Genomic DNA, 24,513 nt, shown 5'->3' on the forward strand with positions numbered 1-24,513 from the left:
GCAAATTTATAAAAAAGGGTTTTCAATTTGTTGATAAAGGTATATAATTAATATATTAATATGAGATACGAGGGGATATATGATGAATAGATTTCAAATGTCTGATATAGATAAGACGGCAAATATACATTTTATCGGTATAGGCGGAATAAGTATGAGCGGTTTGGCACAAATTGTGCTTAAAGACGGCTACGGCGTTTCCGGCTCGGACTGGAATAAGAGTGCTATAACCGAAAAGCTTGAAAATATGGGTGCGGATATTGTGTACGGTCACGGTGCCGTTAACGAGGACGGCATAAATAAGGCATCGCTTGTTGTATATACGGCGGCGGCAAAAGCCGATAATCCCGAAATTGTGCTTGCAAAGGAAAAGGGTATTCGCCTTATAGACAGAGCCGAGTTTTTGGGTGCGATAATGAAAAATTACAAGCACGCTGTCGGCGTAAGCGGAACGCACGGCAAGACAACGACAACATCAATGCTTGCACACGCACTTATCGGTGCAAATCTTGACCCTACAATCAGCGTAGGCGGTGAGCTTGATTTAATCGGCGGAAATATCAGAACGGGTAAATCGGATTATTTTGTTACAGAGGCTTGTGAATACACAAACAGCTTTTTGAAATTTTATCCTACAATTGCCCTTATAACAAATGTTGAGGAAGATCATCTTGACTTCTTTTCGGGAATTGACGAAATAATCGCAAGTTTCAGACAGTTTGCGTACTTGACAAAGGATATAGGTTATGTCGTTGCAATGGGCGGAGATAAGAATGTTCAAAAAGTGCTTGAAAACGCAGACGACCTTAACATAATCACTTACGGAATGGAAAGCAAGTTTGATTATTACCCTGAAAACATTGTGTATCACGCAGGTTTTCCGAGCTTTGACGTTATGAAAAACGGTGAAAAGGTTTGTCATATAAAACTTAATGTCCCGGGCGAACACAATATTTTAAATTCGCTTGCCACGGTTGCGGTATGTAATCTTATGGGCATTGACGCGGAAACTGTCGCAAAGGGTATTGAAACATTTAAAGGTACGCACAGACGTTTTGAGAAAAAAGGATTTTTAAACGGTGCGGTTGTGATTGACGACTATGCACACCACCCGACAGAAATAAAAGCGACACTTCACGCGGCACAAAAATTCCCGCACAATAAAGTTTGGTGCGTGTTCCAGCCGCACACTTTCTCACGAACAAGAACATTGTGGGACGAATTTGTCGGTGCATTTGATGATGCGGACGAATTGATTTTGACACATATATATGCTGCACGTGAAAAGTTTGACGGTGTTACAAAACCTGAAAATCTTGCGGAGGATATTAAGAAACGCGGAGTAAATGCACAGTATATCGATAAATTCGAGGATATTGCCGAGTTTTTGAAAAAGAACGTCAAAGAGGGCGATATTGTGTTTACAATGGGTGCAGGTGACGTTGTTAATATAAATAAGTTAATTGTTGAGTAACAAAAAAGACGACTTCTCAGTCGTCTTTTTTGTTGCCTCCCCTTGAGGGGAGGTGTCACGAGGTACGAGTGACGGAGGGGGCTTTACTTAGCCACAGGTATTTTAACGGTAAATTCCGTATATTCATTCTTTTTTGAGTAAACCTTAATACTGCCTTTACAAGCGGTTGTGATAGCTTTTGCTATTGCAAGACCGAGTCCGTAACCGCCGCTTTCTCTTGCTCTTGACTTGTCCTCACGATAGAAACGTTCAAATATTTGTTTTTGTGCGTCCTCAGAAATTCCGACACCTGTATTTCTGACTGTCAATACCGCATCAGATGATTCGTGAGTAAGAGTTATATTAATATCGCCGGATTTCGGTGTGTACTTGACTGCGTTGTCAAGAAGTATCATAACAAGCTGTTTAAGCTGTTCGGTCGAGCCGTTTACGAATAAATCGGGAGTGATGTCGTAAGTAAGGTTTACGTTGTTTTCAAAAATGACTGCCTCCATAAGAAGTATAACGCTTTCAGCTGCCTCCGAAAATGAAACCTTACTGAAAATCACGTTTCCGTCATCGTGGTCAATTCTTGCGAGATACAGTAGGTCATTTGTGAGTTTTGTCATTCTTTCAGTCTCTGTTTTGATGTAATCAAGCCATTTTTTTTCTTCGCCTATAGTATTTTCCTGATGTGACAGAAGTACGTCAACATTTGTATTAATCGTTGTAAGCGGTGTTTTCAGTTCGTGTGATGCGTCTGCGACAAACTGTTTTTGCTTGTTGTACGATTCTTCAACCGGCTTGATTGAACGGTTTGCGGACGACAGACTGATTAAAAACGCTACCGTAAGTGCAACTACGCCGACTAAAAGAAGTATCAAAAATAAATTTCTAAGCATTGCGTGTTCGGCTTGACATTCCGTAAATGCAATTATAAAACCTGTATCAAGCGGTACAACTTTGTATGACCAGTAACCGTTTGACGAACGGATTTGTCCTTTGTCCTCCGAACCGTAAATAATGTCATTTATTTTGTCGGTATAGAAATCTTCGTTTAATTCAAACGGTGCATTGATCTTTTCAACATTGCCGTCCGTATCGGTTGTGACAGTGAATGTAAGCGAAAATTCCTGCTTTTGTTTGTCATTTTTGTTTGTGTTGTCCGCATTAAGGTCGACTGTATTCGGATTGGGCGGTACATCGCCGTTTTGGTCGGGCGGTACATCGTCAATCGGCTTTTGCATATTGTCTTTTTGCCGCGGATTGTGGTCGGGACGAATAAATTCAATCGCTCTGTCAAGTTTTTGCGATATGCTTTTGTTTACGTTTTGAGCCGTCATAATATAAATAACGGAAAAACTCGATAAAACAAGTGCCGCAATTATGAGCGTGTTTATTATAAGAAGTTTATTTCTAAGTTTTTTAAACATACCCAAGTCCCCCTATTCGCTTAAAGTGTAGCCGACACCTCTTACGGTGTTAATGGACACCTTTGAATGTACGAACGCAAGTTTTTTGCGGAGAAATGATATATATACTTCAACGTGATTGGATTCAGCCTCAGAATCAAAACCCCATAATTTTTCTATAATCTGTTCCTTTGAACAAACCATTTCTTTGTGTAACATTAAATGTTCAAGCAGTTCGCTTTCTTTTAATGTAAGAGTTATTTCCGACGAACCTGCCGTCAGCTTTAATGAAGAAGTGTTAAGAGTTATATCACCGTATGAAATAGTATTTGTGTTTGCTACTATTTCACCGCGTCTGCGGCCTAATGCCCTTATTCTTGCAAGCAGTTCTTCGGTGTTAAACGGCTTTGCGAGGTAATCGTCCGCACCGCTGTCAAGTCCGAGAACTTTATCGGAAATTTCATTTTTTGCGGTAAGAAGTATAACAGGCGTGTCAAAACCCTCTGAACGCAAGGTTTTTAAAACGGTTATACCGTCCGTTTTGGGTAACATTATATCAAGGACAATAACGTCATATATACCGCTTAATGCGTCGTCAAGTCCTGTTTCACCGTCGTTTGCAACGTCAACTGTGTAATTGTTTTTCTTTAATATATGTGACAAAGCCTCCGATAAATGAAGCTCGTCTTCTACAACAAGTATTCGCATTCGCTCACCCTCTTTTATCATTTTATGTCTATATTATAGCATAGTTTTCTTAAATGTACCTTAATTTTAAAATTTTTTTTGCGTATTATATAGTAGAAATTTCATCGGAGAAAAGTTTTCTGAAATTAATTTTACATTTTAAGGTTTATTTAAGGATTATGCCGTACAATGAAATCAACGAAAGGATAAAAGAGGAGATGAGGACTTATGGCAATAGAGATTTTTAATCGTTACGAGCATAAGTATAAGCTCGACACGAAAACCTTTAATAAGGTTTTGGAGATTATGGATGAGCATATGGAACTTGATTCGCATTGCGGCGAACATTCGCTTTATACCATAGCAAATATTTATTACGACACGAAAGACAATTCTCTTATAAGAGAGTCGCTTTCAAAACCGGCATATAAGGAAAAGTTAAGACTTCGTTCTTACGGTGTACCGGATATGGATTCAAATGTGTTTCTTGAAATAAAGAAGAAATACAGAGGTCTTGTGAATAAACGTCGTACAACGTTGGAACTCGGAGAGGCATATGATTTTATTGAAACAGGTGTGAAACCGGAATTACAGGATTATATGAACGGTCAGGTTTTGAATGAACTTGAGTATTTCCTTAATTTGTACGACCTTGAGCCGAAAGTCTATATCGCATATGACAGGTTGGCTTATTTTGAAAAAGGCAATGACGATTTGAGAATATCGTTTGATACAAACATTCGTACAAGAAGAAGTGATTTATTGCTGGAGTCGGGCGACCACGGAAAAAGACTTTTAGACAGTGACGTGTGGCTTATGGAAATAAAAACAAGTTTGGCAAAACCGTTGTGGCTTTGCGAAATGCTTTCGGAATTTGAAATTCGTTCATCAAGTTTTTCAAAATACGGTACGGAGTACAAAAATATGATAGCAAGACAAAGGGAAATGCCGAAACAAAAAATATTTGTATTCGGAAATCAAAAACAAGCAGTATAATATAGGAGGATAAAAGAGAATGGATAATTTAATAAATTCAATAACATCAACATCGGATTCAGGCATAACGCTAACCTTGTCTATGGCAATAGTCGCAATGGCGGCGGCACTTATATTCGGACTTGTTATAAGTCTTACATATATGGGTACACATAAAAATAAATATCAGCAGAGTTTTGCGATTACGCTTACAATGCTGCCGATAATTTTGACGGTTATAATTTTGTTCGTGGGAAGTAACGTGGCGAGAGCATTTTCTCTTGCGGGAACATTGTCGATTATTCGTTTCCGTTCGGCACCCGGCGATCCGGAGGATATAGGATATATTTTCTTTGATATTGCGGCAGGTCTTGCGTGCGGTGTAGGTCTTTACGGATACGGAGCATTATTTGTTTTGTTGCTTTGCCTGTTTATGATTGTGATTTCAAAAATCAAATTCGGTAAGCCTAATACAACGGCTAAAAATTTGAAAATTACCATTCCCGAAAATCTTGATTACGAGGGTATATTTGATGAAATAATCAAGAAATACTCAAAAGATTATACATTACAAAAGGTCAGAACAACAGATTTGGGCTCGCTGTATGAACTTACATATTCGGTTAATATGAATAAAGATGCCGATGAAAAGAAGTTTATTGACGAATTAAGATGCAGAAACGGCAATTTGAATATTGTATTGTCACTTGCCGCAACAGAGCTTTACGGAAAATAAAGGTTTAATAATATCCGACTGTTTTAACAAGAAAATTAATCTCCCCCCTATACAGTTAAGACAGAGGATATATTAAAACGGATAATAGGGTTGGAAAAAAGTTTAAATTTTTCTAAAAAAGACTTGCAAAGTGTTTTGCGGTATGCTATAATATATTTGTAGAAAGAAATTACATTCTACCCTTTTATCCTATACATAGCAAAATGAAAAGAGCACTTATTTAGGTGCTTTTTTCATTTTTTTTTTGGATAAATTTTTCTTTATGGGGTAAGCTAAAATAAAGGAGAGTGGCTTAACTATGGCAGGAATAATTTTCAGTATAATAGCGGGTGCGTCAATGAGTATACAGGGTGTTATGAATACACGTCTTTCGGATAAAATAGGAATATACGAATCAAACGCATTCGTTCAGGGGACGGCATTTTTGTTGTCGCTTATTGCGGTGTGGATAATGGGTAAGGGGAGTTTTAAAGGTATAGCGGACGTGAATAAATTCTATCTTTTGGGCGGTGTACTGGGGATAATTATAACCGTAACGGTTATGCTCGGTATAGGCAAATTAAGTCCTACGGTGGCAATTTCAATTATATTGATTTCACAGCTTTTCGTTGCGGCGTTGATTGACGCATTCGGTCTTATGGGAAGCGAAAAGGTCGCGTTTACTTGGAATAAATACATCGGAATGGCACTTATGATAGGCGGTGTGCTGTTGTTTAAGTGGAAGTCATAAATACCGTAACTGATTTCTACGTTAATATTATGAAAAAAACATTTTTTTTATTGCAAACGTAATACAAAGTATGATATAATTTTTTTGCATTTATGCGAAATAAAATTTATTTAAAATTTATCGGGAGGTAGAGAATTGAACAAAAATATTATTAGTCTTGAAAACATTGCCGTTTCCTTTGACGGTGAGAAGATTTTAAACGACATCAATCTTGACATTAAGGACAAAGAATTTGTAACGTTTCTCGGCCCATCGGGCTGCGGAAAGACAACCACACTTAGAATTATAGGTGGGTTTTTAAAGCCTGACAGCGGTATTGTCAGGTTTGACGGTAAGGAGATTAATAATATACCTCCTTATAAACGTAATGTTAATACGGTGTTTCAGAGATACGCGCTTTTTCCTCATTTGAATGTGTATGATAATATTGCATTCGGATTGAAGATAAAGAAATTTTCTGATAAGGAAATTCAAAAGCGTGTCGGAGCAATGCTGGAGCTTGTAAACCTTAAAGGTTTTGAAAAACGCTCAATCGACAGACTTTCGGGCGGTCAGCAGCAGAGAGTTGCTATTGCAAGGGCACTTGTCAATGAGCCGAAGGTGCTTCTTCTTGACGAGCCTTTGGGTGCACTTGATTTGAAGCTTAGAAAAGATATGCAGATTGAATTAAAGCGTATTCAGCAAAGCCTTGAAATTACGTTTATATATGTAACACACGACCAGGAGGAGGCTCTTACAATGAGTGATACGGTCGTGGTAATGAATAACGGTGATATTCAGCAAATCGGTTCTCCGGTTGATATATATAATGAGCCAAAAAACGCATTCGTTGCCGACTTTATCGGTGAAAGCAATATCCTAAACGGTATGATGGTTAAGGATTTGCTTGTTGAGATAAACGGTCACAGATTTGAATGTGTTGATACGGGATTCGGTGAAAATAAACCTGTTGACGTTGTTATACGTCCTGAGGATATTCAGCTTGTTAAGCCTGACGATTCACATATTTCGGGTGTTGTGCAGTCTGTCACGTTTAAGGGTGTGCATTATGAAATGCTTATCGAGGCCTATGACCACGATTGGCTTGTACATTCGACAAAGGCGGCAGAAGTAGGAAGTACGGTCGGTATAAAGTTCGATCCGTATGACATACATATTATGCACAAGATGAACGATTAAGGAGGTAGAGATGATGAAAAAACTTGTTTCCGCTCCTTACCTTTTGTGGATGGCGATATTTATTATTGTTCCGCTTATAATGGTGGCATACTTTGCTTTAACCGATACAAACGGAGCATTTACGCTTGACAATCTTGCGGCGGTGTCGCAGTATTCAAATATATTTATTCGTTCAATATGGCTTGCGGCGGTTGCAACGGTGATATGTCTTATCATAGCGTATCCGCTTGCACTGATACTTGCCAATACGGATAAAAGCTATCAAAGTACGGTGCTTATGATAGTAATGCTCCCAATGTGGATGAACTTTCTTTTGAGAACGTACGCATGGATGACACTTTTGGGCAATAACGGACTTATTAACAGCTTTTTTGGGCTTTTCGGACTTGGCCCGTTTAAAATGCTGAATACATCGGGTGCGGTTGTGCTTGGTATGGTTTATAACTATTTGCCGTATATGATACTTCCGCTTTATACTGTAATGGAAAAGATAGATAAAAGCGTTATCGAGGCGGCTCATGATTTGGGCTGTAACAATGTAAAGACTATGTTCAAGGTTATTGTACCGCTGAGTATGCCCGGAATAATGTCGGGTATCACAATGGTGTTTGTGCCGGCAATCAGTACATTTATCATTTCAAGAATGCTCGGCGGCGGTTCTAACCTGCTTATCGGTGACCTTATAGAAATGCAGTTTCTCGGAAATTCGTATAATCCGAACTTAGGTGCGGCAATTTCGCTTGTGCTTATGGTTATCATTCTGCTGATTATGACAATACTTAATCAGTTTGATGATGATGAAGATAAGGTGCTTATGTAAGTTTATAAGAAAGGACGTGGGATTTAATTGAAAAAATTATCAAAGGTCTATATGGCTCTTGTTTTATTGTTCCTGTATATACCGATTTTTGTGCTTATTGTGTTTTCGTTTAACGTAACAAAAAGCCGTTCGGTGTTTTCGGGATTTACATTTGATTGGTACATAAAGCTGTTTTATAACGGACTTATAATGAAATCGCTTTTAAATACAGTAATAGTTGCGACAGTTGCGTCAATCGCCGCGACAATTCTCGGTACTGCGGCGGCAATCGGTATAAACAATATGAAAAAACTGCCGCGAACGATTGTTATGCAGGGTACGAACATTCCTATTATCAACCCCGAAATCGTTACGGGTGTTTCGCTTATGCTTTTGTTCGTGTTCTTTTCGGCAAGAATGAATTTTGAATTTGGCTTTGTGACGCTTATCATAGCACATATCACGTTTGACGTGCCGTATGTAATTCTGAACATAATGCCGAAATTCAGACAGATGAATCCGCATCTTTACGAGGCGGCACAGGATTTGGGGTGCAGTCCCGTTTCGGCATTTTTCAAGGTTGTTTTGCCTGAAATATTGCCGGGTGTAATTTCGGGATTTTTGATGTCGTTCACATTTTCGCTTGATGATTTTGTTATCAGTTACTTTACAAGCGGTGCAACGTCACAAACATTGCCGATTACGATTTATTCAATGACAAGACGTAAGGTAAGCCCTGAAATAAACGCACTTTCAACAATAATTTTTGTAATCGTGGTCATAGTGCTTGTTGTTAAGAATGTAATTGAGCGTAGAAATGCGGTAAAGCGAGGTGTTAAATGATGAAAAAATTTATACTTGCTTTAATTTCAATGTCGCTTTTGCTTGCAAGCGGTTGTGCGCATATTGAGGAATACGATACTGAGGAAACGGCAGATACGGAAGAAACAACGGAAGTACAGACTGTAACGGTTGATAATCCCGAATACTATACGCGGTTTAAGAATGACGGCATATCAATAAACGTGTATAACTGGGGTGAATATATTCCTGACGGAAGTGAGGAGGGCGTACTTAACTTAAACGCCGAATTTACAAAGCTTACGGGCATAACGGTAAATTACAGTACATATGCCACGAACGAGGAGCTTTACGCAAAGTTGAAGGGCGGCGGCTCAACTTATGATATTATCATTCCTTCAGATTATATGATTTCAAGAATGATAAAAGAGAATATGCTTGAACCGCTTGATAAGTCGAATATTCCGAATTTTGCGAATATAATGGATAAGTTTAAGAGCTCGGAATATGATCCCGGTTCAAAGTATTCCGTGCCGTATACATGGGGAACGGTCGGAATTATCTATGATACGACTGTTGTTGACGAGGAGGATATTGGCTGGGATATTCTTTGGGACGAAGATTATTCGGGCAGAATATTGATGTTCGATAATCCGCGTGACGCATTTGCGATTGCGGAAAATATGCTTGGATATTCGCTTAATACTGAAAACAGCGAAGAACTTGAAAAAGCGGCGGAAAAGCTGAAAGAACAGAAAAAAGTTGTTCAGGCGTATGTAATGGACGAAATATTTGATAAGATGGGTGCAGGTGAGGCAATAATAGCACCGTATTACGCAGGTGACGCTGTAACGCTTATGGACGAATATGAGGACCTTGGTTTTGTAATTCCCGACAGCGGTACAAACTTGTTTATAGATGCGGTTTGTATTCCTAAGGGCTGCAGAAATAAAGAGGCGGCGGAAATGTATATTAATTTCTTGAATGAGCCTGACGTTGCATATGCGATTGCAGATTTTATCGGATATTCAACTCCAAACCAAAAAGCATATGAAATGCTTGATGATGAAGTGAAAAATGACGGTATATCTTATCTTGATGATGATTATATCGAGGAAAAAACGACTGTTTTCTGTAATCTTTCAGATGAGGCAAATCAGAAAATGCAGACGCTTTGGACTGATATGAAGTCGTCAGAAGAACAAACACCGAATAAAGTGATAGTTCCGGCATTTATGTCAGTGTGCGTCATTGCGTCATTGATTATATTAATAAGAAGATATATTAAAAAGAAGAAAGATATGTTTTAATAAACGGCGACCGTTGGTCGCCGCTACGAGGTAGTAGTGGCGGTCATTGGCCGCCCTTTTGACTTATATATATTAATATGCTATAATTATATATAAGTTTAAATTAAGGGGATAAAAAAATGATACTTGCAATAGACATTGGAAATACAAACATAGTGGTAGGATGTTGTAAGGACAACAAAGTTTCGTTTGTGGAACGAATTTCTACAAATCACACTTCAACGGAGCTTGAATATGCTGTTTCGATAAAGACGATTTTGGAACTTTACAACATTGATTTTTCTAAAATTGACGGTGCGATAATATCATCGGTTGTTCCTACTGTCACAATCACTATGAAAAGAGCGATAAAGAAAATTACAGGCTGTGATGCAATGATTATCGGACCAGGTATAAAGACGGGTTTAAGCATTGTTATAGACAATCCAGCACAGCTCGGCAGTGACTTGGTTGTTGACGCGGTTGCGGGAATACATGAATACGGTGCGCCGATTATAATATTTGACCTCGGCACCGCAACGACTATTTCGGTAGTCGATAAGAATAACAACTACATCGGCGGTGTTATAATGCCGGGAATGGGTATTTCGCTTAACGCAATGGTAAGCGGTACGTCGCAACTTCCGAGAATTAGCCTTGAAGAACCGAAAAAGATTATCGGCTCAAATACCGTTGACTGTATGAAAAGCGGTATATTGTACGGTACTGCGTCAAGTATGGACGGAATGATTGAGCGTATCAAGGAAGAAATCGGTGAGGCGAAAGTTGTCGCAACAGGCGGACTTGCAAGTACGGTTGTTCCGCATTGTAAAAATGACATAATTCTTGATGACGAACTTTTGCTTAAAGGACTTATGATAATATATAATAAAAACATTTAATTTCAATAAATTCCCACTTGTAGAATAGCAGAATATGCACAAAATATTAACATAGTTTAATGGAAAGCGGGGAAGAGAATTTGAAGAATAATAAAGTTTTTGAAGTTCTGCAACGCGTCGGCAGGTCGTTTATGCTGCCAATTGCAATTTTGCCTGTTGCAGGACTTTTTCTGGGGATAGGAAGTTCTTTCACAAACGAAACAATGCTTAAAGCATACGGTCTTTACGGCATAATGGGACCGGGAACGATAATTCACGGCATTTTAACGGTTATGAGTGCCGCCGGAAGTATCGTTTTTGATAATTTGCCATTGCTTTTTGCAATCGGTGTTGCAATCGGTATGGCGAAACGTGAAAAGGAAGTTGCCGCACTTGCGAGTGTTATTGCGTTTTTTATTATGCATACTGCCATAAGTGCGTTGATTTCCGTAAATTATGCCGGCGGCGATATGAGTATGGATGCAATGGAACAGGCTGTTGTGAATTTGGAGCAAAATCTCGGTCTGAGCGGTGCAACGTCAATGGTACTTGGTATATATACGCTTAATATGGGCGTGTTCGGCGGTATCATTGTCGGACTTGGCACGGCGGCACTGCACAACAGATTTTACAAAATACAACTTCCGCAAGTGCTGTCATTTTTCGGCGGTACAAGATTTGTGCCGATAATATCGGCGGTTGTGTTTTTGCTTGTCGGAATACTTATGTATTTTATTTGGCCGTATATTCAAAAAGTTATTTCAATGCTTGGAAATCTCGTACAGAATACGGGCTATATCGGTACACTGATTTACGGAATAATCGAACGTGCGTTAATACCGTTCGGACTTCATCATGTATTTTATATGCCGTTTTGGCAGACAAATGTCGGCGGTTCAATGGAGATTGCAGGTCAGACAATAAACGGTGCACAAAATATATTCTTTGCACAGCTTGCCGACCCTAACACAATGAAATTTTCCGTTGACGCAACGCGTTTTATGGCAGGTAAATTTCCGTTTATGATGTTCGGTTTGCCGGGTGCGGCACTTGCAATGTACAGATGTGCCAGAAACGAAAAGAAAAAAGTTGTCGGAGGACTTTTGCTTTCGGCGGCTTTGACGGCATTTTTGACAGGTATAACAGAGCCGCTTGAATTTACATTCTTGTTCGTTGCACCGATTTTGTATGTTGTGCATTGTGTGCTTGCAGGTATCTCGTTTATGCTTATGCATATATTCGGTGTCGGAGTCGGTATGACGTTCTCGGGCGGACTTATAGATATGACTCTTTTCGGTATAATGCAAGGTAATGCAAAAACTCATTGGATTTATATCGTTCTTGTCGGTATTGTGTATTTCTTCGTTTATTGGGGTGTATTCACGTTCCTTATAAAGAAATTTAACTTTAAAACTCCGGGTCGTGAGGCGGATAATGAGGAAACAAAGCTTTATACGCGTTCAGATGTGAATGCGAAAAATGGCGGAAAGACAGATATGACATCTGTTTTGATTTTAAAAGGACTTGGAGGTAAAGAAAATATCGCCGATATTGACTGTTGTGCAACAAGACTTCGTATTACGGTGCATAACAGTGACGCGGTCAGCGAGGATATTTTAAAACAAAGCGGTGCGGCAGGTGTAATTAAAAAGGGTAACGGTATACAGGTTATTTACGGTCCGCGAGTAACGGTTATAAAGTCGCATTTGGAGGACTTTATGGAAAGTAAGGAAAGCGTCGATTTAAGCGGTTATGGTGTGGCGGATAATGAAATACAAACTGAAAAAGAAACTGCACCGAAAGCAGACGGAACGGAAATATTCCTTTCATCTCCGATAAGAGGAAAAGCAGTACCGCTTGAAAAGGTGGATGATGAGGTATTCTCTGCCGGAATACTCGGACAAGGTATTGCGATTGAGCCGAGCGAGGGCAAGGTTTTCGCACCGGTTGACGGTGTGGTTGAAAACGTTCCGAAAAGTAAGCACGCTATCGCAATAACTGCGGATAATGATGCAAATATTTTAATTCATGTCGGTCTTGATACAGTTGAACTTGATGGTAACGGATTTGACGTAAAAGTTGCAAACGGTGCAAAAATCAAAAAAGGCGACTTGCTTATGACGTTTAATTTAAACGGAATAAAGAAACAGGGCTATAAAATGATAACGCCTATGGTAGTTTGTAACGCAGATGAATTTGCGGAATTTAAAACCGTTGCCGACGGTGATGTGAATGTCGGTGATGATGTGATAAGAATAGTCAGATAACAAAAAGGACGGTTTTAAAACCGTCCTTTTTGAATATCAAATATTTTGCACGTTCCGAACAATTATCGGATTCTGAATTAGTCTATCTTAACTGTCCAACCGAACTCGTCTTTTATTTTGCCCCATTGAATACCTGTAAGAGTATCATAAAGCATATGAGTAACTTCGCCGATTTCGCCGTTGTTTACAGGCATTACAAGGTCACCATACTTAAGTTCACCGATAGGTGAAATAACAGCGGCAGTACCTGTACCCCAAGCTTCTTCAAGCTTACCTGCTTTGAATGCCTCAACAAGTTCATCGATTGAAAGACGACGTTCTGAAACTTTGTAACCCTTTGACTGAAGAAGTTCAATAATTGACATTCTTGTAATACCGCCAAGAATTGAGCCTACAAGAGCAGGAGTAATAACTTCGCCGTCAATTTTGAAGAATACGTTCATTGAACCAACTTCTTCAACGTACTTTCTTTCAACACCGTCAAGCCATAGAGTTTGAACATAACCTTGTTCAGCAGCCTCTTCCTGACCTTTTAGAGAAATGGCATAGTTAGCACCGGCTTTTGTGAAACCTGTACCGCCGATTACGGCACGAACATACTTCTGTTCAACGAAAATTTTAACAGGTGCGATACCTTGCGGATAATATGCTCCGACCGGTGAAAGAATAATTGCAAATGTAAGGTGCTTTGCAGGGTGAACACCAACTTGTGCGTCAGTAGCGAATATGTAAGGTCTGATGTAAAGTGAAGTACCGTCAAGTGAAGGTACCCAGTCCTTATCTACTTCTACAAGTGTTTTGATTGCCTTTATAGCAAATTCTTCATCTATCTTAGGAATGCAAAGACGATCACACGAAACGTTCATTCTTGCCATATTCTTGTCAGGACGGAAAAGTTGAATTGAACCATCAGCTGTACGATAAGCCTTCATACCTTCAAAGATTTCCTGTGCATAGTGAAGTACCATAGCGGCAGGATCAAGTTCAAACGGACCGTAAGGGACGATTCTTGGGTTGTGCCAACCCTCTCCCTCGTCATAGTTCATAATGAACATATGGTCGGTATAATATTGACCAAAACCAAGCTTTGATTCATCAGCAGGCTTTTGTTTTGGAGTAGTTGTTTTTGTGATTGAGATTTCCATTGTAAACGCTCCTTTTATTTTTCATACATAAACAAAATTTGTTTATCACGTTATATTATACCGCTTTTTTTTAGCGTTGTAAAGTAGTATAGTGTATTTTTGCGACATTTTTTATAAATAAAATTACAATATTGTACCAATATAAAAGGACAAAGTTAAAACAGCTTTGTCCTTATAATCTTATGATAACAAATTATAAAGTCTGACGATTGTTGCAACGGCTTGTTCAACAGTATACTGACCTTGCGGATTAAATTCTTCCTCCGTAATACCTGTCATTATACCGTGTTCGTTCGCCCAAGTTACAAAGAATTTTGCCCAAGGGGAGATTAAATCGGTGTCGTTGTATGTAAGGCTTGTTTCTGTTCCGATCCACATATACATTTCCGCAACTTTACATAGCAGTGTTGCCGCCTCTTCACGCGTTATTGTGCCGTCAGGGTCGAAATGTGATTCGTCTTTACCGTTTACAATGCCGAGTGCGTAAAGTATGTTGACGGAATCGTCAGCGTCGTTACAATCGACAAAGTAATTTTTTAGATACGGCTTGTTTTGGTCTTGCATATACTTGTCAAGTGACGAGTAATTTTCTTTCACGCAAATTAGATTTGCAAGCAATATACAAAATTGTTCACGTGTAATATTTTCAGAATAGTTGCCTGTAAATTCATACGGCAAAATATTTTTGCTTGCCGCCTCTCTTGCAAAAGGCTGTGCCCAAGGTGATGACGGAAGTTTCAAAAAGTCGTTTGACGTAACGCGGTGTATTTCCTCACCGTTCACCTTTTCTTCCGCATCGCGGTACATACTGTCAAGATAAAGCAATTTTTCTGTATTTGCCTTATTTAATTTGTAGCAAACGTAATTGTTGCTTCCGTACATACCAATCTGCAAACCCGAATTAAGCATATAGCTCTTTACGCCGTCATTTGTATAGATGTTTACGGAAATACCGCGAAATGGGGTAGGGTTTATCTTTCTGTAAACAGTCATATCTTGAATTGTTGAGTAAAATTCGTTTATTTCGTCTTTTGTGAGGTCGGTATATTTGCCCTCGGCAATATCCGAAACCGTTATACGCGTTATTTCATCGGCGTTAAAAACTCCGAGTGCGTCAGAAAAAGTCATATTTTCCGGCAAATCAACCACATTATATGCGTGTGCGGTAAGCGCAAGCATAAGAAGCAGTACAGTCGGAACAATAATTTTAAATAATCGTTTAATTTTAATCACCTCCGTTTAGAAAACGCAGTAAGTGTCCATATATTCCTTCATTTTTGTAAGAATATCGCCGTATGAACCGTCTTGCTTCAGATATTCGTAAATATCCTGAACAGTAATAATAGCGTGTACGTTAATTCCGAAATCCTCCATAACTTCCATAATGGTTGTCTTTTCAGGGTTTTGACCTACTTCACATCGGTTTACGGAAATGAACATATCTTTAACTTCTACATTTGCGGCATTTTTTAGTATCGGCATAGTTTCTCTTACGGCTGTACCGGCTGTTATAACGTCCTCAATAATGATAACTTTGTCGCCGTCCTGTGGCTTGTAGCCTACAAGTGAACCGCCTTCACCGTGGTCTTTTTCTTCTTTTCTGTTGAAGAAATAAGGCTTGTCGATTTTGTATTCGTTGTAAAGTGCACCTGCGGCGGCAGTTGCAAGAGGGATACCCTTGTAAGCCGGACCGAACATACAGTCAAAATTATCACCGCAGTTTTCCTTTATAAGTGCGGCATAGAACTTGCCGAGTGTGGCAATTTGCTTGCCTGTACGGAAGTTACCTGTGTTTACGAAATAAGGTGTGTTTCTTCCGCTCTTTGTTACGAAATCGCCGAAACGAAGAACATCAGATTCCATCATAAATTCAATAAATTCTTTTTTCTTTTCTGTAAGCATAATTTTTCCTCCTAAAATTAATCTCTAAAATAAAGATTTCTCAATTTTTTCAAAGTGCGTTTTTCCATTCGCGACACTTGCATTTGAGAAATACCCATTATTTCTGAAATTTCCTTTTGACTTTTTTCGTCATAGTAACGATATTCAATAAATTTGCGTTCATCGGCGGAAAGTCGACTCATGCAATATTTAATAAAATCCTTGTCCTCTATCATAAGAAAATTGCTGTCCTCAATGCCGATAAGGTTTGAGAAATTTAATTCACCGTCTGCATATGCCTCGTATTCAAGTGACTTTATAAATGATGTATCACCTACTTCGTAGACATTCTCAAGCAGTTTTTCGGGAATGTTGAGTATTCTTGCAATTTCCTCTTGCGAAATTTCGCTTGAAACACGCTTGATTTTTTCCGCTTTGTAGAATATTTCATAAAGACGTCTTGGAATACGGATAAAGTTGCCTTTATCTCTGAAATACTTGCGTATTTCGCCCATCACCGTAGGGGTTGCATATGTGGCGAATTTAACGCCTTTGTCAGGGTCAAAACGCTCAACCGCATATAAAATTCCCATACATGCGACTTGAAATATATCGTCATATTCAACACCGCGGTTGATAAATTTGCGTGAAAGAATTTCGGCTATATATATGTAAGAAGAAACGATTTCGTCACGAAGGGCGATGTCGCCTGTTTCTCTGTATCGAGAAAACATTTCATATTCTGTTGTTTTAATTTCGGGTTTGACGACTGCCAATAAAAACCCTCCTTCGTGTGATTTATTTTACAAGTGCCTCAGCAACGGCGATTGAGTCATCGTGTGCCTGAGTATTTTTTTCGTCATCTTTGTAGTTGCGGCGAATAAGAATGTATAAATCGTCACAGTAAATGCCGTTGTCTTTTAAAAGCCGGCTGTCTTTTAGATTTACCGCATAACCTTTGCCGTCAGCGGCTTTAACGACTTTGTCGGAAGACGAGTCTATAAAACTGTCAGTGCAGTCATAAATTTGGTCTACAACTTCTTTTTGCATTTGAGCGTCTACGTTAGCCTTGTCCATAAGATAGATAAATGAACAGTCGTCCGTAAACGTTAAGTCAAGCTTTGTTTGAATAGCATAGTCGTATTCTTCGCTGCCTGCATTGTCCGCAAAAACGAGTGTGCTTAGAAGTACTGAATTTTCGCCGTTTCCGTCAATGTCGCTTATACGTTCGGAAATTATTTCTTTAAGCTTGTTAATTTCTTCTTCGGAATAATTCATATGTCCCGCGTAAACAACATTCATATCGTATTTCGGACGTGTCGCACATTGTACAATGGTTACGGACGCAATAAGAACAGCTACAACCGTAATTATAACGTGCCATTTGTAGTAATCCCAAAAATATTCCCACCATTTTTTTGTGAACTTCGGTGGTACTTCACCGTATTTTTCTGCCATTCGGATTCCTCCTTTATGGTTGGTTTATAATTTGTGTGCTTTGACGCATACAATAACTGCGTCTAAAAAGCTATCAGTCCTATTATATCATAACTGCACTATTAAATTCAAGGCTTTTTCTTGGAAATAGAGTTTACTTTACGAAATTGAGGGAAATAATCAAAAAAGCCCTTTGAGAAAAGGGTTGTCCTTTCTCAAAGGGGGACAAATAGTCAAAACTATTTTTTGAAAAAATGAAAATCACAGCAATCTCCGCCGTAACCCAATGTTTTGGTGCGAGTAAATCCTATTTTTTTCAGACTGCCGTATGTAACGTTGTCAACATCGCAAAACAGACGGCACAACTCCGCACAGCCGTTTTCTACGCAAGCGGTGTGCCAAAGGCACTTTTTAATGGTAAGATTAAAGTAATTCTTGCCGTGAGTTTGTTCGCTTTCCTGTAAGTCGGTTGTACGCATAATTTTAAGAGTTATGTTGCTGTAAAGTGCATAAAATCCGGGTATCAACTCCATTTTCGCCGTAGACGCGTGCTTTTTTGCCGCAACTTTATCAAGCATATATTTTCGCATATGCTCATATACGACATCTTCCGTAAAACCGCTTTTTGACAAAACCTTGTACAGTGCAATGCGGGGGAGAATTGTGCTAATAAGCGTTTTCATCTGATTTTTTGATTTGTTTTTTGTGTTTTTAATAATCGTGTTTAGCACTTTCTCTTGCTCGTCAAATAACACACTGCCTCTGTCTTTCCTAAATTCTTCGATTAAAAATGCTTTTATCTGCTTTTGCTGTTTTATTTTCATAGCTATAATACCTCTTTAAAATACGAATGTTAATTTTATTGTATCATAACTGTCAAGATAACAAAAGCCGAATTTGTCAAAGCAAATTCGGCTCGGGATTAATTAAATTGATTAAAAATCGCGTAATTATCCAATGTCCATACGTTATTGATTTTCTTGAAATACAAATAGTAAGTAGTGTTTTCGTCAAGAGTTATTCCGTTGCTTTCAGCCTCAAAAGTATCTTCAGACGAATATACACTGCCGTCTGTGTTGATTAAAAGTCCCTCGGGTTTAACAGATATTTTCGACTGTGATATATTTTTGATTGTTGCGTATGCGTAAAATTCTTCTGAATTTTCAAGAGGGGATTTAGTTGCAAAAGCCGTCTGATTGCCCCAATCGTTTGTTTGCAACATAGTTTTTAATGTTGTAAGCGGATAATATTCTTTACTGCCGTCGTATGTTACTAAGAATTTTTCGGACTCTGTTTTGTGGTCTGCCGTTATTGAATTGATTGCTCCAAAACGTTTAATCGGCATATTTATTGTGTTTGAAATTATTTGAGCAGTTTGTTCGCGTGTGGCAGGTTGATTGATGTCGTCAACTGCAATACTTTTGCTGAAACCGTATTTTCCCGCTACCGTATTGTAACCGTTCGGATAACCGCCGTTTTCGACAGCCTCTGCCATATATCCGTCTTCGCCCAACGAACATATTGCCATTTTCAAAAGCTGTATAATTGTAACATTGTTGTCCGGTCTGAAAGTGCCGTCCTCAAAACCGCTTAAAATACAGTTGGTTTCACCGCTTGATATATCGGCACTTTTCATTACGTAGTCGGCATATTTGTACGCCCAATGGCTCATTAAGAAATCAGAAAAAACTGCTTTATCTGTTGCGATGTTTTGGTATTTTGTGTCCGAATAGCCTAAAGCTGTCGCGAACATAGTTGCGGCTTGTGCACGGGTTACATTGTCCTGTGGTTTGAAAGTGCCGTCCTCAAAACCGTTGATAATTCCTAATTGCGATAATTCATCAATCGCTGATTTGTAGCTGGAATTGTCCGTGTCGGAATATGTAAGTAATGAAAGATATTCATCGTGGCTGTTGACTGCAACGAATTTAATATCATTATTCTTTGCAAATTCTTCTGCCGCCGAATTTGCATAACCGTATATAACGGCATTGTCGTTAAATGCCTTTTTTTCAATGTCAGTTACACTTTGAGGTATATATATGCGTGCGTTGACGGAGGATAGGAAAGCCATTTTGCCTATTTTCTCCAATCCGTCAGGCAAATCTATATTTTTTAAGTTTGAACAACCCGAAAAGGCGGTCATTTCAACAGACTTTGTGTTCGGAGAAAATACAACTTCGTTTAGGTTATGGTTTTCATTACAAAGGTCGTAATTAACCGCGGTCACACCGCTTGGAATTACAAGCATTCGCAATCCTGAATTTGCGAATGCTCTGTCACCAATTTCAGTTACAGTGTCGGGAATGTCGATACTTTCCAATGACTCGCAGTTTAAAAATGCCGATGCACCGATTGAAGTTAATTTTGTCGGCAATTCTATTGATGTAAGTTTGTAATCGGAATTGAATGCACCTGTCGGAATTTCTGAGATATTGTCCGAAAGGGTTATTTTTTCAAGCTCGGCACAGTTTGCAATAGAAGATTTTCCGATCTTTTTTACACTGTTCGGCAAACTGATTGATTTGATTGAAGTGCCGTAGAATGCCATATCGCTTATACTTTCAACACCGTCTTCGATTATAATGTTTGTTATTAATTCAGGACTGTTCTTTTCAAACCAAGGGAATTTGTGATTTTCAAGTTCTTGCATATATTGCTCGTTTTCTTCTGCGGTGAATTGATGTTGCGATGTTTGAAACGCATATTCACTCATTTCACCTGTGCCTGAAATAGTAATTGTGCCGTTTGTGTCAAGCTCCCATTTTAAATTGTCGCCACATTTTCCGCTGTCAGCAACTGTGGATACAGTCTGATATGCCGAGTCGGAATAATTTGTATTTACATTGTCGGCAAGAGCGAATGTGTATGACATACAAGCCGATAATGCAACTAATGCCGCAATTATTTTTCTTATAGCTTTCATATTAATATGCTCCTTTTTAATTTTTGATAACATTAAGGTTATAATCGGATTTTATATAGAAATGTTTGCAATGTCAACATTTCCCGACTAAGTGGTAGCTTATTCCGGAAACTTGGTAGCAATTATTGGAAAAACAAAAAGTCGAATTAGGATTAGTAAATTCGACTTTTGATTTGCAGTATAAGATTGTTAATTATGAAAATTCTTCATCTAAGCGCATTCTTAATGATTCAAATTGGCGATGCTCACCGTCACGCCATTCATAGACGTAGGTTATTGAGCCGTCTTCGAGATAATTTGTTTGCATATAAACCAATAAAGGTGCATCTAATGAATTGTATATCATTTGCATTGCATCTTTGCGTGTTACATATGCGTTTGAATCTGATGTGTCAACGTTGTTCATTATGTTGTATTTTTCTGAATATGTCAAATATCCGTCCGGATATCCGCCTTGCATTTCTGCGTATTGAGTGTATCCGAGGGCGGATACAATTATCTTTTGTAATTCGTTATATGTGATGTTGTTTTCGGGACGAAATGTATTATCTTCATATCCAGATATAATATAGCTATCCCATGCAGTTCGTACATATTTTACAACCCAATGAGTAGGCGGTACATCGGAAAAGATTTGATCTGTGCCAACGTGGTCTATTTCGTAATTTCCCGTGGCGACGGAAACCATTTTTATTACTTCCGCTCTTGTTATGTGGTCGTCAAGTCTTAAATCGTCGCTCTTTTCAACAATATGAAATTTTTCTAAATCTTCAATAATATTGTCATCAAGAGTGCTTGCAAAAGTATTTAGGGAACTTGTTAATGTCAAAATTGACAGTGCAATAAGAAACGTTTTTTCATCATAATCACAACCTTTTTATTAATTATTAATATACCGTACTATAAGCAAATTTTATATAGGAATATTTGTAATCTTGCTGCTATTTAGCATTTTTTATTGTAAATAATGTTTGTTTAACAGTGCCATTCCCACCTATTTCATAAATCGGCTCATTACTGCCGTCAAATGCAGTTTTGTAATCCGTTACAACGCATATTGGTGTAAATAACATACCTCCAAGCATATCCATGGCATCTCTTCGCGTAATCGCCGTCTTTTCCTTTGTTTCGTTCATTTCAATATTGCCGTTTCTGTTATCTGTTGAAGATTTGAAGAACCTATTGTAATAACCCAATGACATATATGCGTGCGGATATCCGCCATATAAATCCGCAACAGGCTTATATCCAAGCACGTTGAATATCATTGTTATTGCTTGCTCGTATGTGACGTTGTCCGCCGGACGAAATGTTCCGTCATCATAACCACTTATAAAACCTATCGAAACTGCTTTAGCAATATCATCATATGCCCAATACGACTTGTCTATATCAGAAAAATTGATTTCTGCGAGTTGTGCATCGGGATTGGCAATTACAGCCGCTCTCATTAATGCTGATGTAAATTCTGCACGTGTCATATTGTTGTCAGGTTTGAATGTTCCGTCGTCATATCCTTTCATTAGACCGAATGAATCCGCATAAGTCGATTGCCCCTCTACAACATAGTCTGAATATGTGCTTATTTCTTCTGCATTCGCTGTTGGTAGAATCATTCCGATTGTAAGAATTAATGATATAATAGTTAAAATCTGTTTTTTCATTTTAATTTCCTCCAATTTTTTTCTGGTAGTGTAAAGTGTTTTTATTAGCTCCTTCAAAAAACTAAGTGTTTATACACTTGTGATGAGTCATTGTTTTCACAATTCACTTTACACTACCTTTATATTATAGGATATTAATATCCTATAAATGATAATGTACCTTCTGCGACTGATGACAAATTATTATCTATATAAGCATATAAATGACTATTCTTAGCAATACCACTGACTGAAATTGCTTGGTCATTTGCATTAGGTTCTATTGTAATAAGTGGGCTTGTTGAAACTTCTTTAGAACATAAAGAAAATTCTACTTTTTTATTAAAGTTGGTATTAGGTTCTACTTCCATTAGTACTTTTGTATTAGAACGATTTAACATTAAATATGTAGAAAATCTTTGGCTTTTAGCAGGAACTGAAAATGTACCACTATAAGAACCATCTTCAATACTTTTTGATGATGTAGGAATATTTGTTCCTTTAAAATAAGTAGAAGATAATATGCGTGGTGTTACAGTAGAATTGAAAACTTCAATTTTGTTGTCAGGATTTGCTGTAACTTCTATACCTTGGTATCCTGTGACTGTAGTAATTCCGTTGTCAATATCTTCTTGTGAAAGATAAAGTCTGTTCTCGCCATCAGGAGCTAAAACAGAGATTATTGCATCTTCAGGATTTTCACATGCAAACGCGCTCAAGCTCATTGCTGATACTGCCATTAGAGTTGCCATTCCCATTGTAACAATTTTTCTTAGTTTCATAATAAGAACTTCCTTTCATTTTTATAACACTGAAGTATTTATGCAACAAAATAAAGCTCTTATACATGACTTGACAAACAAAGATAAATTGTTATATAATCTATGTATAAGAGGTACTCAATTATTTTTAACTCATGCTGTCCGGCAAGAAATTAAGATTATTGGTATCTCTTTATTTTGTTTTCAAAATAAAATCTGTATTATATTTGTTTTAATGTTATCGTAATGTATAAATAAATTTTACATTGAATTAATTTTTCTTATATCATATAAAATCTTAGAATAAATATTTGTGATAAGCTCACTAAACTGATGATATGAATAATGATTATCAACATAAATATTTATTTTAAATCTTTAATAACATTTTGTTTAGTAATAATCATAGAAAAGTTGAAAATATATTTCTGTGATTACAACTGAATTTTATATAAAATTTTTGAGAATGTCAACATTTTTCGACTAAGTGGTAGCTTAATCCGGAAACTTGGTAGCAAATATATTAATATTCCACTTCACCACTCAAAATTTTTCTAAACGATATGAATGGATTTGATTTCCCATCATAAATCATTACTACAGTTTCAACTGTTCCGTCGATTTCAACATTCTCTCTTACTTCCATAATAGGAGCATCAAGTGAATTATAAATCATTTGCATTGCGTCACCACGGGTAGCAAAAGCAGAATTGTCCAAACTCATATTTTTGCTTATTTCAAGAGCATTTGAATAAGTAATATAACCTTTCGGGTAACCACCTGCTTGTTCTGCATAAAGATTATATCCTAAAGAAGAAACTATCATTCTATGCAATTCCTGATATGTTACATACTGTTCGGGTTTAAATGTATTGTCTTCATATCCGCTTATTATGCTGTCATCAACAGCAATTTCTATATATTTTGCAGCCCAATGACTTGTAGGAACATCGTAGAAAATTTGAGTATCTGTTGTGTCATTGTCAAATACGTCATTTCCTTCCGCAATACATATCATTTTAACAGCTTCTGCTCTTGTAATATTATTATTTGGTCGTATATCTGATTTATCAGCTATAATTTTAAAGTTGTATAAATCATTAATGATATTGTCGGTCAAATCATTTGCAAGAGCTGCGGAATTTGATGTTATTGCTGTTGCAGCGATGAGTAATGTTGCTAAATTAGTCTTTGCACTCATTTTTTTGTCCTCATTTCTTAATTTAATCTTGAAATATTATAAGTAAATATGATTAATCTTCACTTAAAGTGCCGGATATTGTTGCTGAACCGGATAAAGTTTTCAAATGTATTTTACAAGTGCCGATTGAGTTATAATATTTATTTAGTCCACTCATTTTAAAAACTGTTTGAGATGTTTTTATATCACCGGTTGGACCTAAAATTGAACCATCTCTTTTGCAGACTTGTAACCTTAAAGTTTTTGCCGGTTTCTTATCTAATCTTAAAATTATGGTATCATCGTCGGTGATAAGATATGAGTCATCACC

Annotated in this window: 24 protein-coding genes; 10 read left to right on the forward strand and 14 right to left on the reverse strand. The window is 37.8% G+C overall.

The features are described from left to right. Positions 1–82: 82 nt before the first annotated feature. Entirely contained in the window at positions 83–1,474 is a 1,392-nt protein-coding gene (gene murC / locus ACLTU0_RS02060; RefSeq protein WP_412321204.1) for a UDP-N-acetylmuramate--L-alanine ligase, read from the forward strand. Between the two features lie 83 nt (positions 1,475–1,557). Here murC and ACLTU0_RS02065 read toward each other — a convergent pair whose 3' ends face one another. Further along, the gene (locus ACLTU0_RS02065) at positions 1,558–2,886 is read right to left on the reverse strand and encodes a sensor histidine kinase (protein WP_412321186.1); all 1,329 of its coding nucleotides are present in this window, start codon (positions 2,884–2,886) and stop codon (positions 1,558–1,560) included. Between the two features lie 12 nt (positions 2,887–2,898). Beyond that, positions 2,899–3,573 (reverse strand): response regulator transcription factor, encoded by a 675-nt coding sequence (locus ACLTU0_RS02070; RefSeq protein ID WP_412321188.1) that lies wholly within the window; start codon positions 3,571–3,573, stop codon positions 2,899–2,901. A 207-nt stretch (positions 3,574–3,780) separates the two neighbouring features. On the opposite strand from ACLTU0_RS02070, the gene ACLTU0_RS02075 reads away from it, so the two are divergent. From ACLTU0_RS02075 to ACLTU0_RS02115, 9 genes are all read left to right on the forward strand, one after another. Continuing rightward, positions 3,781–4,548: a polyphosphate polymerase domain-containing protein gene (locus ACLTU0_RS02075; protein ID WP_412321189.1), complete on the forward strand. Its 768-nt coding sequence runs from the start codon at positions 3,781–3,783 to the stop codon at positions 4,546–4,548. A 19-nt stretch (positions 4,549–4,567) separates the two neighbouring features. Continuing rightward, positions 4,568–5,263 (forward strand): DUF4956 domain-containing protein, encoded by a 696-nt coding sequence (locus tag ACLTU0_RS02080; protein ID WP_308455645.1) that lies wholly within the window; start codon positions 4,568–4,570, stop codon positions 5,261–5,263. A 298-nt stretch (positions 5,264–5,561) separates the two neighbouring features. Continuing rightward, positions 5,562–5,993, forward strand: coding sequence for a DMT family transporter (locus ACLTU0_RS02085; protein ID WP_022229674.1), 432 nt, complete (start codon positions 5,562–5,564; stop codon positions 5,991–5,993). A gap of 135 nt (positions 5,994–6,128) precedes the next feature. Beyond that, on the forward strand, positions 6,129–7,172 hold the full coding sequence (gene potA, locus ACLTU0_RS02090; protein ID WP_117968254.1) for a spermidine/putrescine ABC transporter ATP-binding protein: 1,044 nt from the start codon (positions 6,129–6,131) through the stop codon (positions 7,170–7,172). 10 nt (positions 7,173–7,182) lie between these two features. After that, the gene (locus ACLTU0_RS02095; protein WP_022229676.1) at positions 7,183–7,992 is read left to right on the forward strand and encodes an ABC transporter permease; all 810 of its coding nucleotides are present in this window, start codon (positions 7,183–7,185) and stop codon (positions 7,990–7,992) included. A 51-nt stretch (positions 7,993–8,043) separates the two neighbouring features. After that, on the forward strand, positions 8,044–8,814 hold the full coding sequence (locus ACLTU0_RS02100) for an ABC transporter permease (protein ID WP_412321206.1): 771 nt from the start codon (positions 8,044–8,046) through the stop codon (positions 8,812–8,814). After that, entirely contained in the window at positions 8,811–10,082 is a 1,272-nt protein-coding gene (locus ACLTU0_RS02105) for an ABC transporter substrate-binding protein (protein ID WP_022229678.1), read from the forward strand. Before ACLTU0_RS02100 ends, ACLTU0_RS02105 begins: the two co-directional genes overlap by 4 nt. Before the next feature lie 119 nt (positions 10,083–10,201). After that, positions 10,202–10,963: a type III pantothenate kinase gene (locus ACLTU0_RS02110; protein WP_412321190.1), complete on the forward strand. Its 762-nt coding sequence runs from the start codon at positions 10,202–10,204 to the stop codon at positions 10,961–10,963. Positions 10,964–11,094: 131 nt separating this feature from the next. Next, positions 11,095–13,209, forward strand: coding sequence for a glucose PTS transporter subunit IIA (locus ACLTU0_RS02115; RefSeq protein WP_412321207.1), 2,115 nt, complete (start codon positions 11,095–11,097; stop codon positions 13,207–13,209). A 77-nt stretch (positions 13,210–13,286) separates the two neighbouring features. Here the strand turns inward: ACLTU0_RS02115 and ACLTU0_RS02120 are convergent, their stop codons facing one another. From ACLTU0_RS02120 to ACLTU0_RS02175, 12 genes are all read right to left on the reverse strand, one after another. Then, entirely contained in the window at positions 13,287–14,354 is a 1,068-nt protein-coding gene (locus ACLTU0_RS02120) for a branched-chain amino acid aminotransferase (protein WP_412321192.1), read from the reverse strand. Between the two features lie 180 nt (positions 14,355–14,534). Then, positions 14,535–15,587, reverse strand: a complete 1,053-nt coding sequence (locus tag ACLTU0_RS02125; RefSeq protein ID WP_117968263.1) for an S-layer homology domain-containing protein — start codon at positions 15,585–15,587, stop codon at positions 14,535–14,537. A 6-nt stretch (positions 15,588–15,593) separates the two neighbouring features. After that, entirely contained in the window at positions 15,594–16,256 is a 663-nt protein-coding gene (gene pyrE, locus ACLTU0_RS02130; RefSeq protein WP_022229683.1) for an orotate phosphoribosyltransferase, read from the reverse strand. A gap of 17 nt (positions 16,257–16,273) precedes the next feature. After that, positions 16,274–17,011, reverse strand: coding sequence for a sigma-70 family RNA polymerase sigma factor (locus ACLTU0_RS02135; RefSeq protein ID WP_022229684.1), 738 nt, complete (start codon positions 17,009–17,011; stop codon positions 16,274–16,276). 22 nt (positions 17,012–17,033) lie between these two features. After that, positions 17,034–17,693, reverse strand: coding sequence for a hypothetical protein (locus tag ACLTU0_RS02140; RefSeq protein WP_022229685.1), 660 nt, complete (start codon positions 17,691–17,693; stop codon positions 17,034–17,036). Positions 17,694–17,911: 218 nt separating this feature from the next. Then, positions 17,912–18,496, reverse strand: coding sequence for an L-2-amino-thiazoline-4-carboxylic acid hydrolase (locus ACLTU0_RS02145; protein WP_412321194.1), 585 nt, complete (start codon positions 18,494–18,496; stop codon positions 17,912–17,914). Between the two features lie 98 nt (positions 18,497–18,594). Continuing rightward, a complete protein-coding gene (locus ACLTU0_RS02150; RefSeq protein ID WP_412321195.1) occupies positions 18,595–20,598 on the reverse strand; it encodes a leucine-rich repeat protein in 2,004 nt (667 codons plus the stop codon). Positions 20,599–20,791: 193 nt separating this feature from the next. Next, the gene (locus tag ACLTU0_RS02155) at positions 20,792–21,427 is read right to left on the reverse strand and encodes an S-layer homology domain-containing protein (protein WP_412321197.1); all 636 of its coding nucleotides are present in this window, start codon (positions 21,425–21,427) and stop codon (positions 20,792–20,794) included. Positions 21,428–21,539: 112 nt separating this feature from the next. Further along, positions 21,540–22,262: an S-layer homology domain-containing protein gene (locus tag ACLTU0_RS02160; RefSeq protein WP_412321198.1), complete on the reverse strand. Its 723-nt coding sequence runs from the start codon at positions 22,260–22,262 to the stop codon at positions 21,540–21,542. Between the two features lie 134 nt (positions 22,263–22,396). Next, positions 22,397–23,023 (reverse strand): hypothetical protein, encoded by a 627-nt coding sequence (locus tag ACLTU0_RS02165; RefSeq protein ID WP_412321200.1) that lies wholly within the window; start codon positions 23,021–23,023, stop codon positions 22,397–22,399. 502 nt (positions 23,024–23,525) lie between these two features. Further along, complete coding sequence (locus ACLTU0_RS02170) at positions 23,526–24,203, reverse strand: S-layer homology domain-containing protein (protein ID WP_308455656.1); 678 nt, start codon at positions 24,201–24,203, stop codon at positions 23,526–23,528. 52 nt (positions 24,204–24,255) lie between these two features. Beyond that, on the reverse strand, positions 24,256–24,513 hold a 258-nt coding region (locus tag ACLTU0_RS02175), incomplete at its 5' end, for a hypothetical protein (RefSeq protein ID WP_412321202.1).

Origin of the sequence: Hominilimicola sp. (assembly GCF_046972485.1) — a bacterium.
GTDB lineage: Bacteria > Bacillota > Clostridia > UBA1381 > UBA1381 > Hominilimicola > Hominilimicola fabiformis.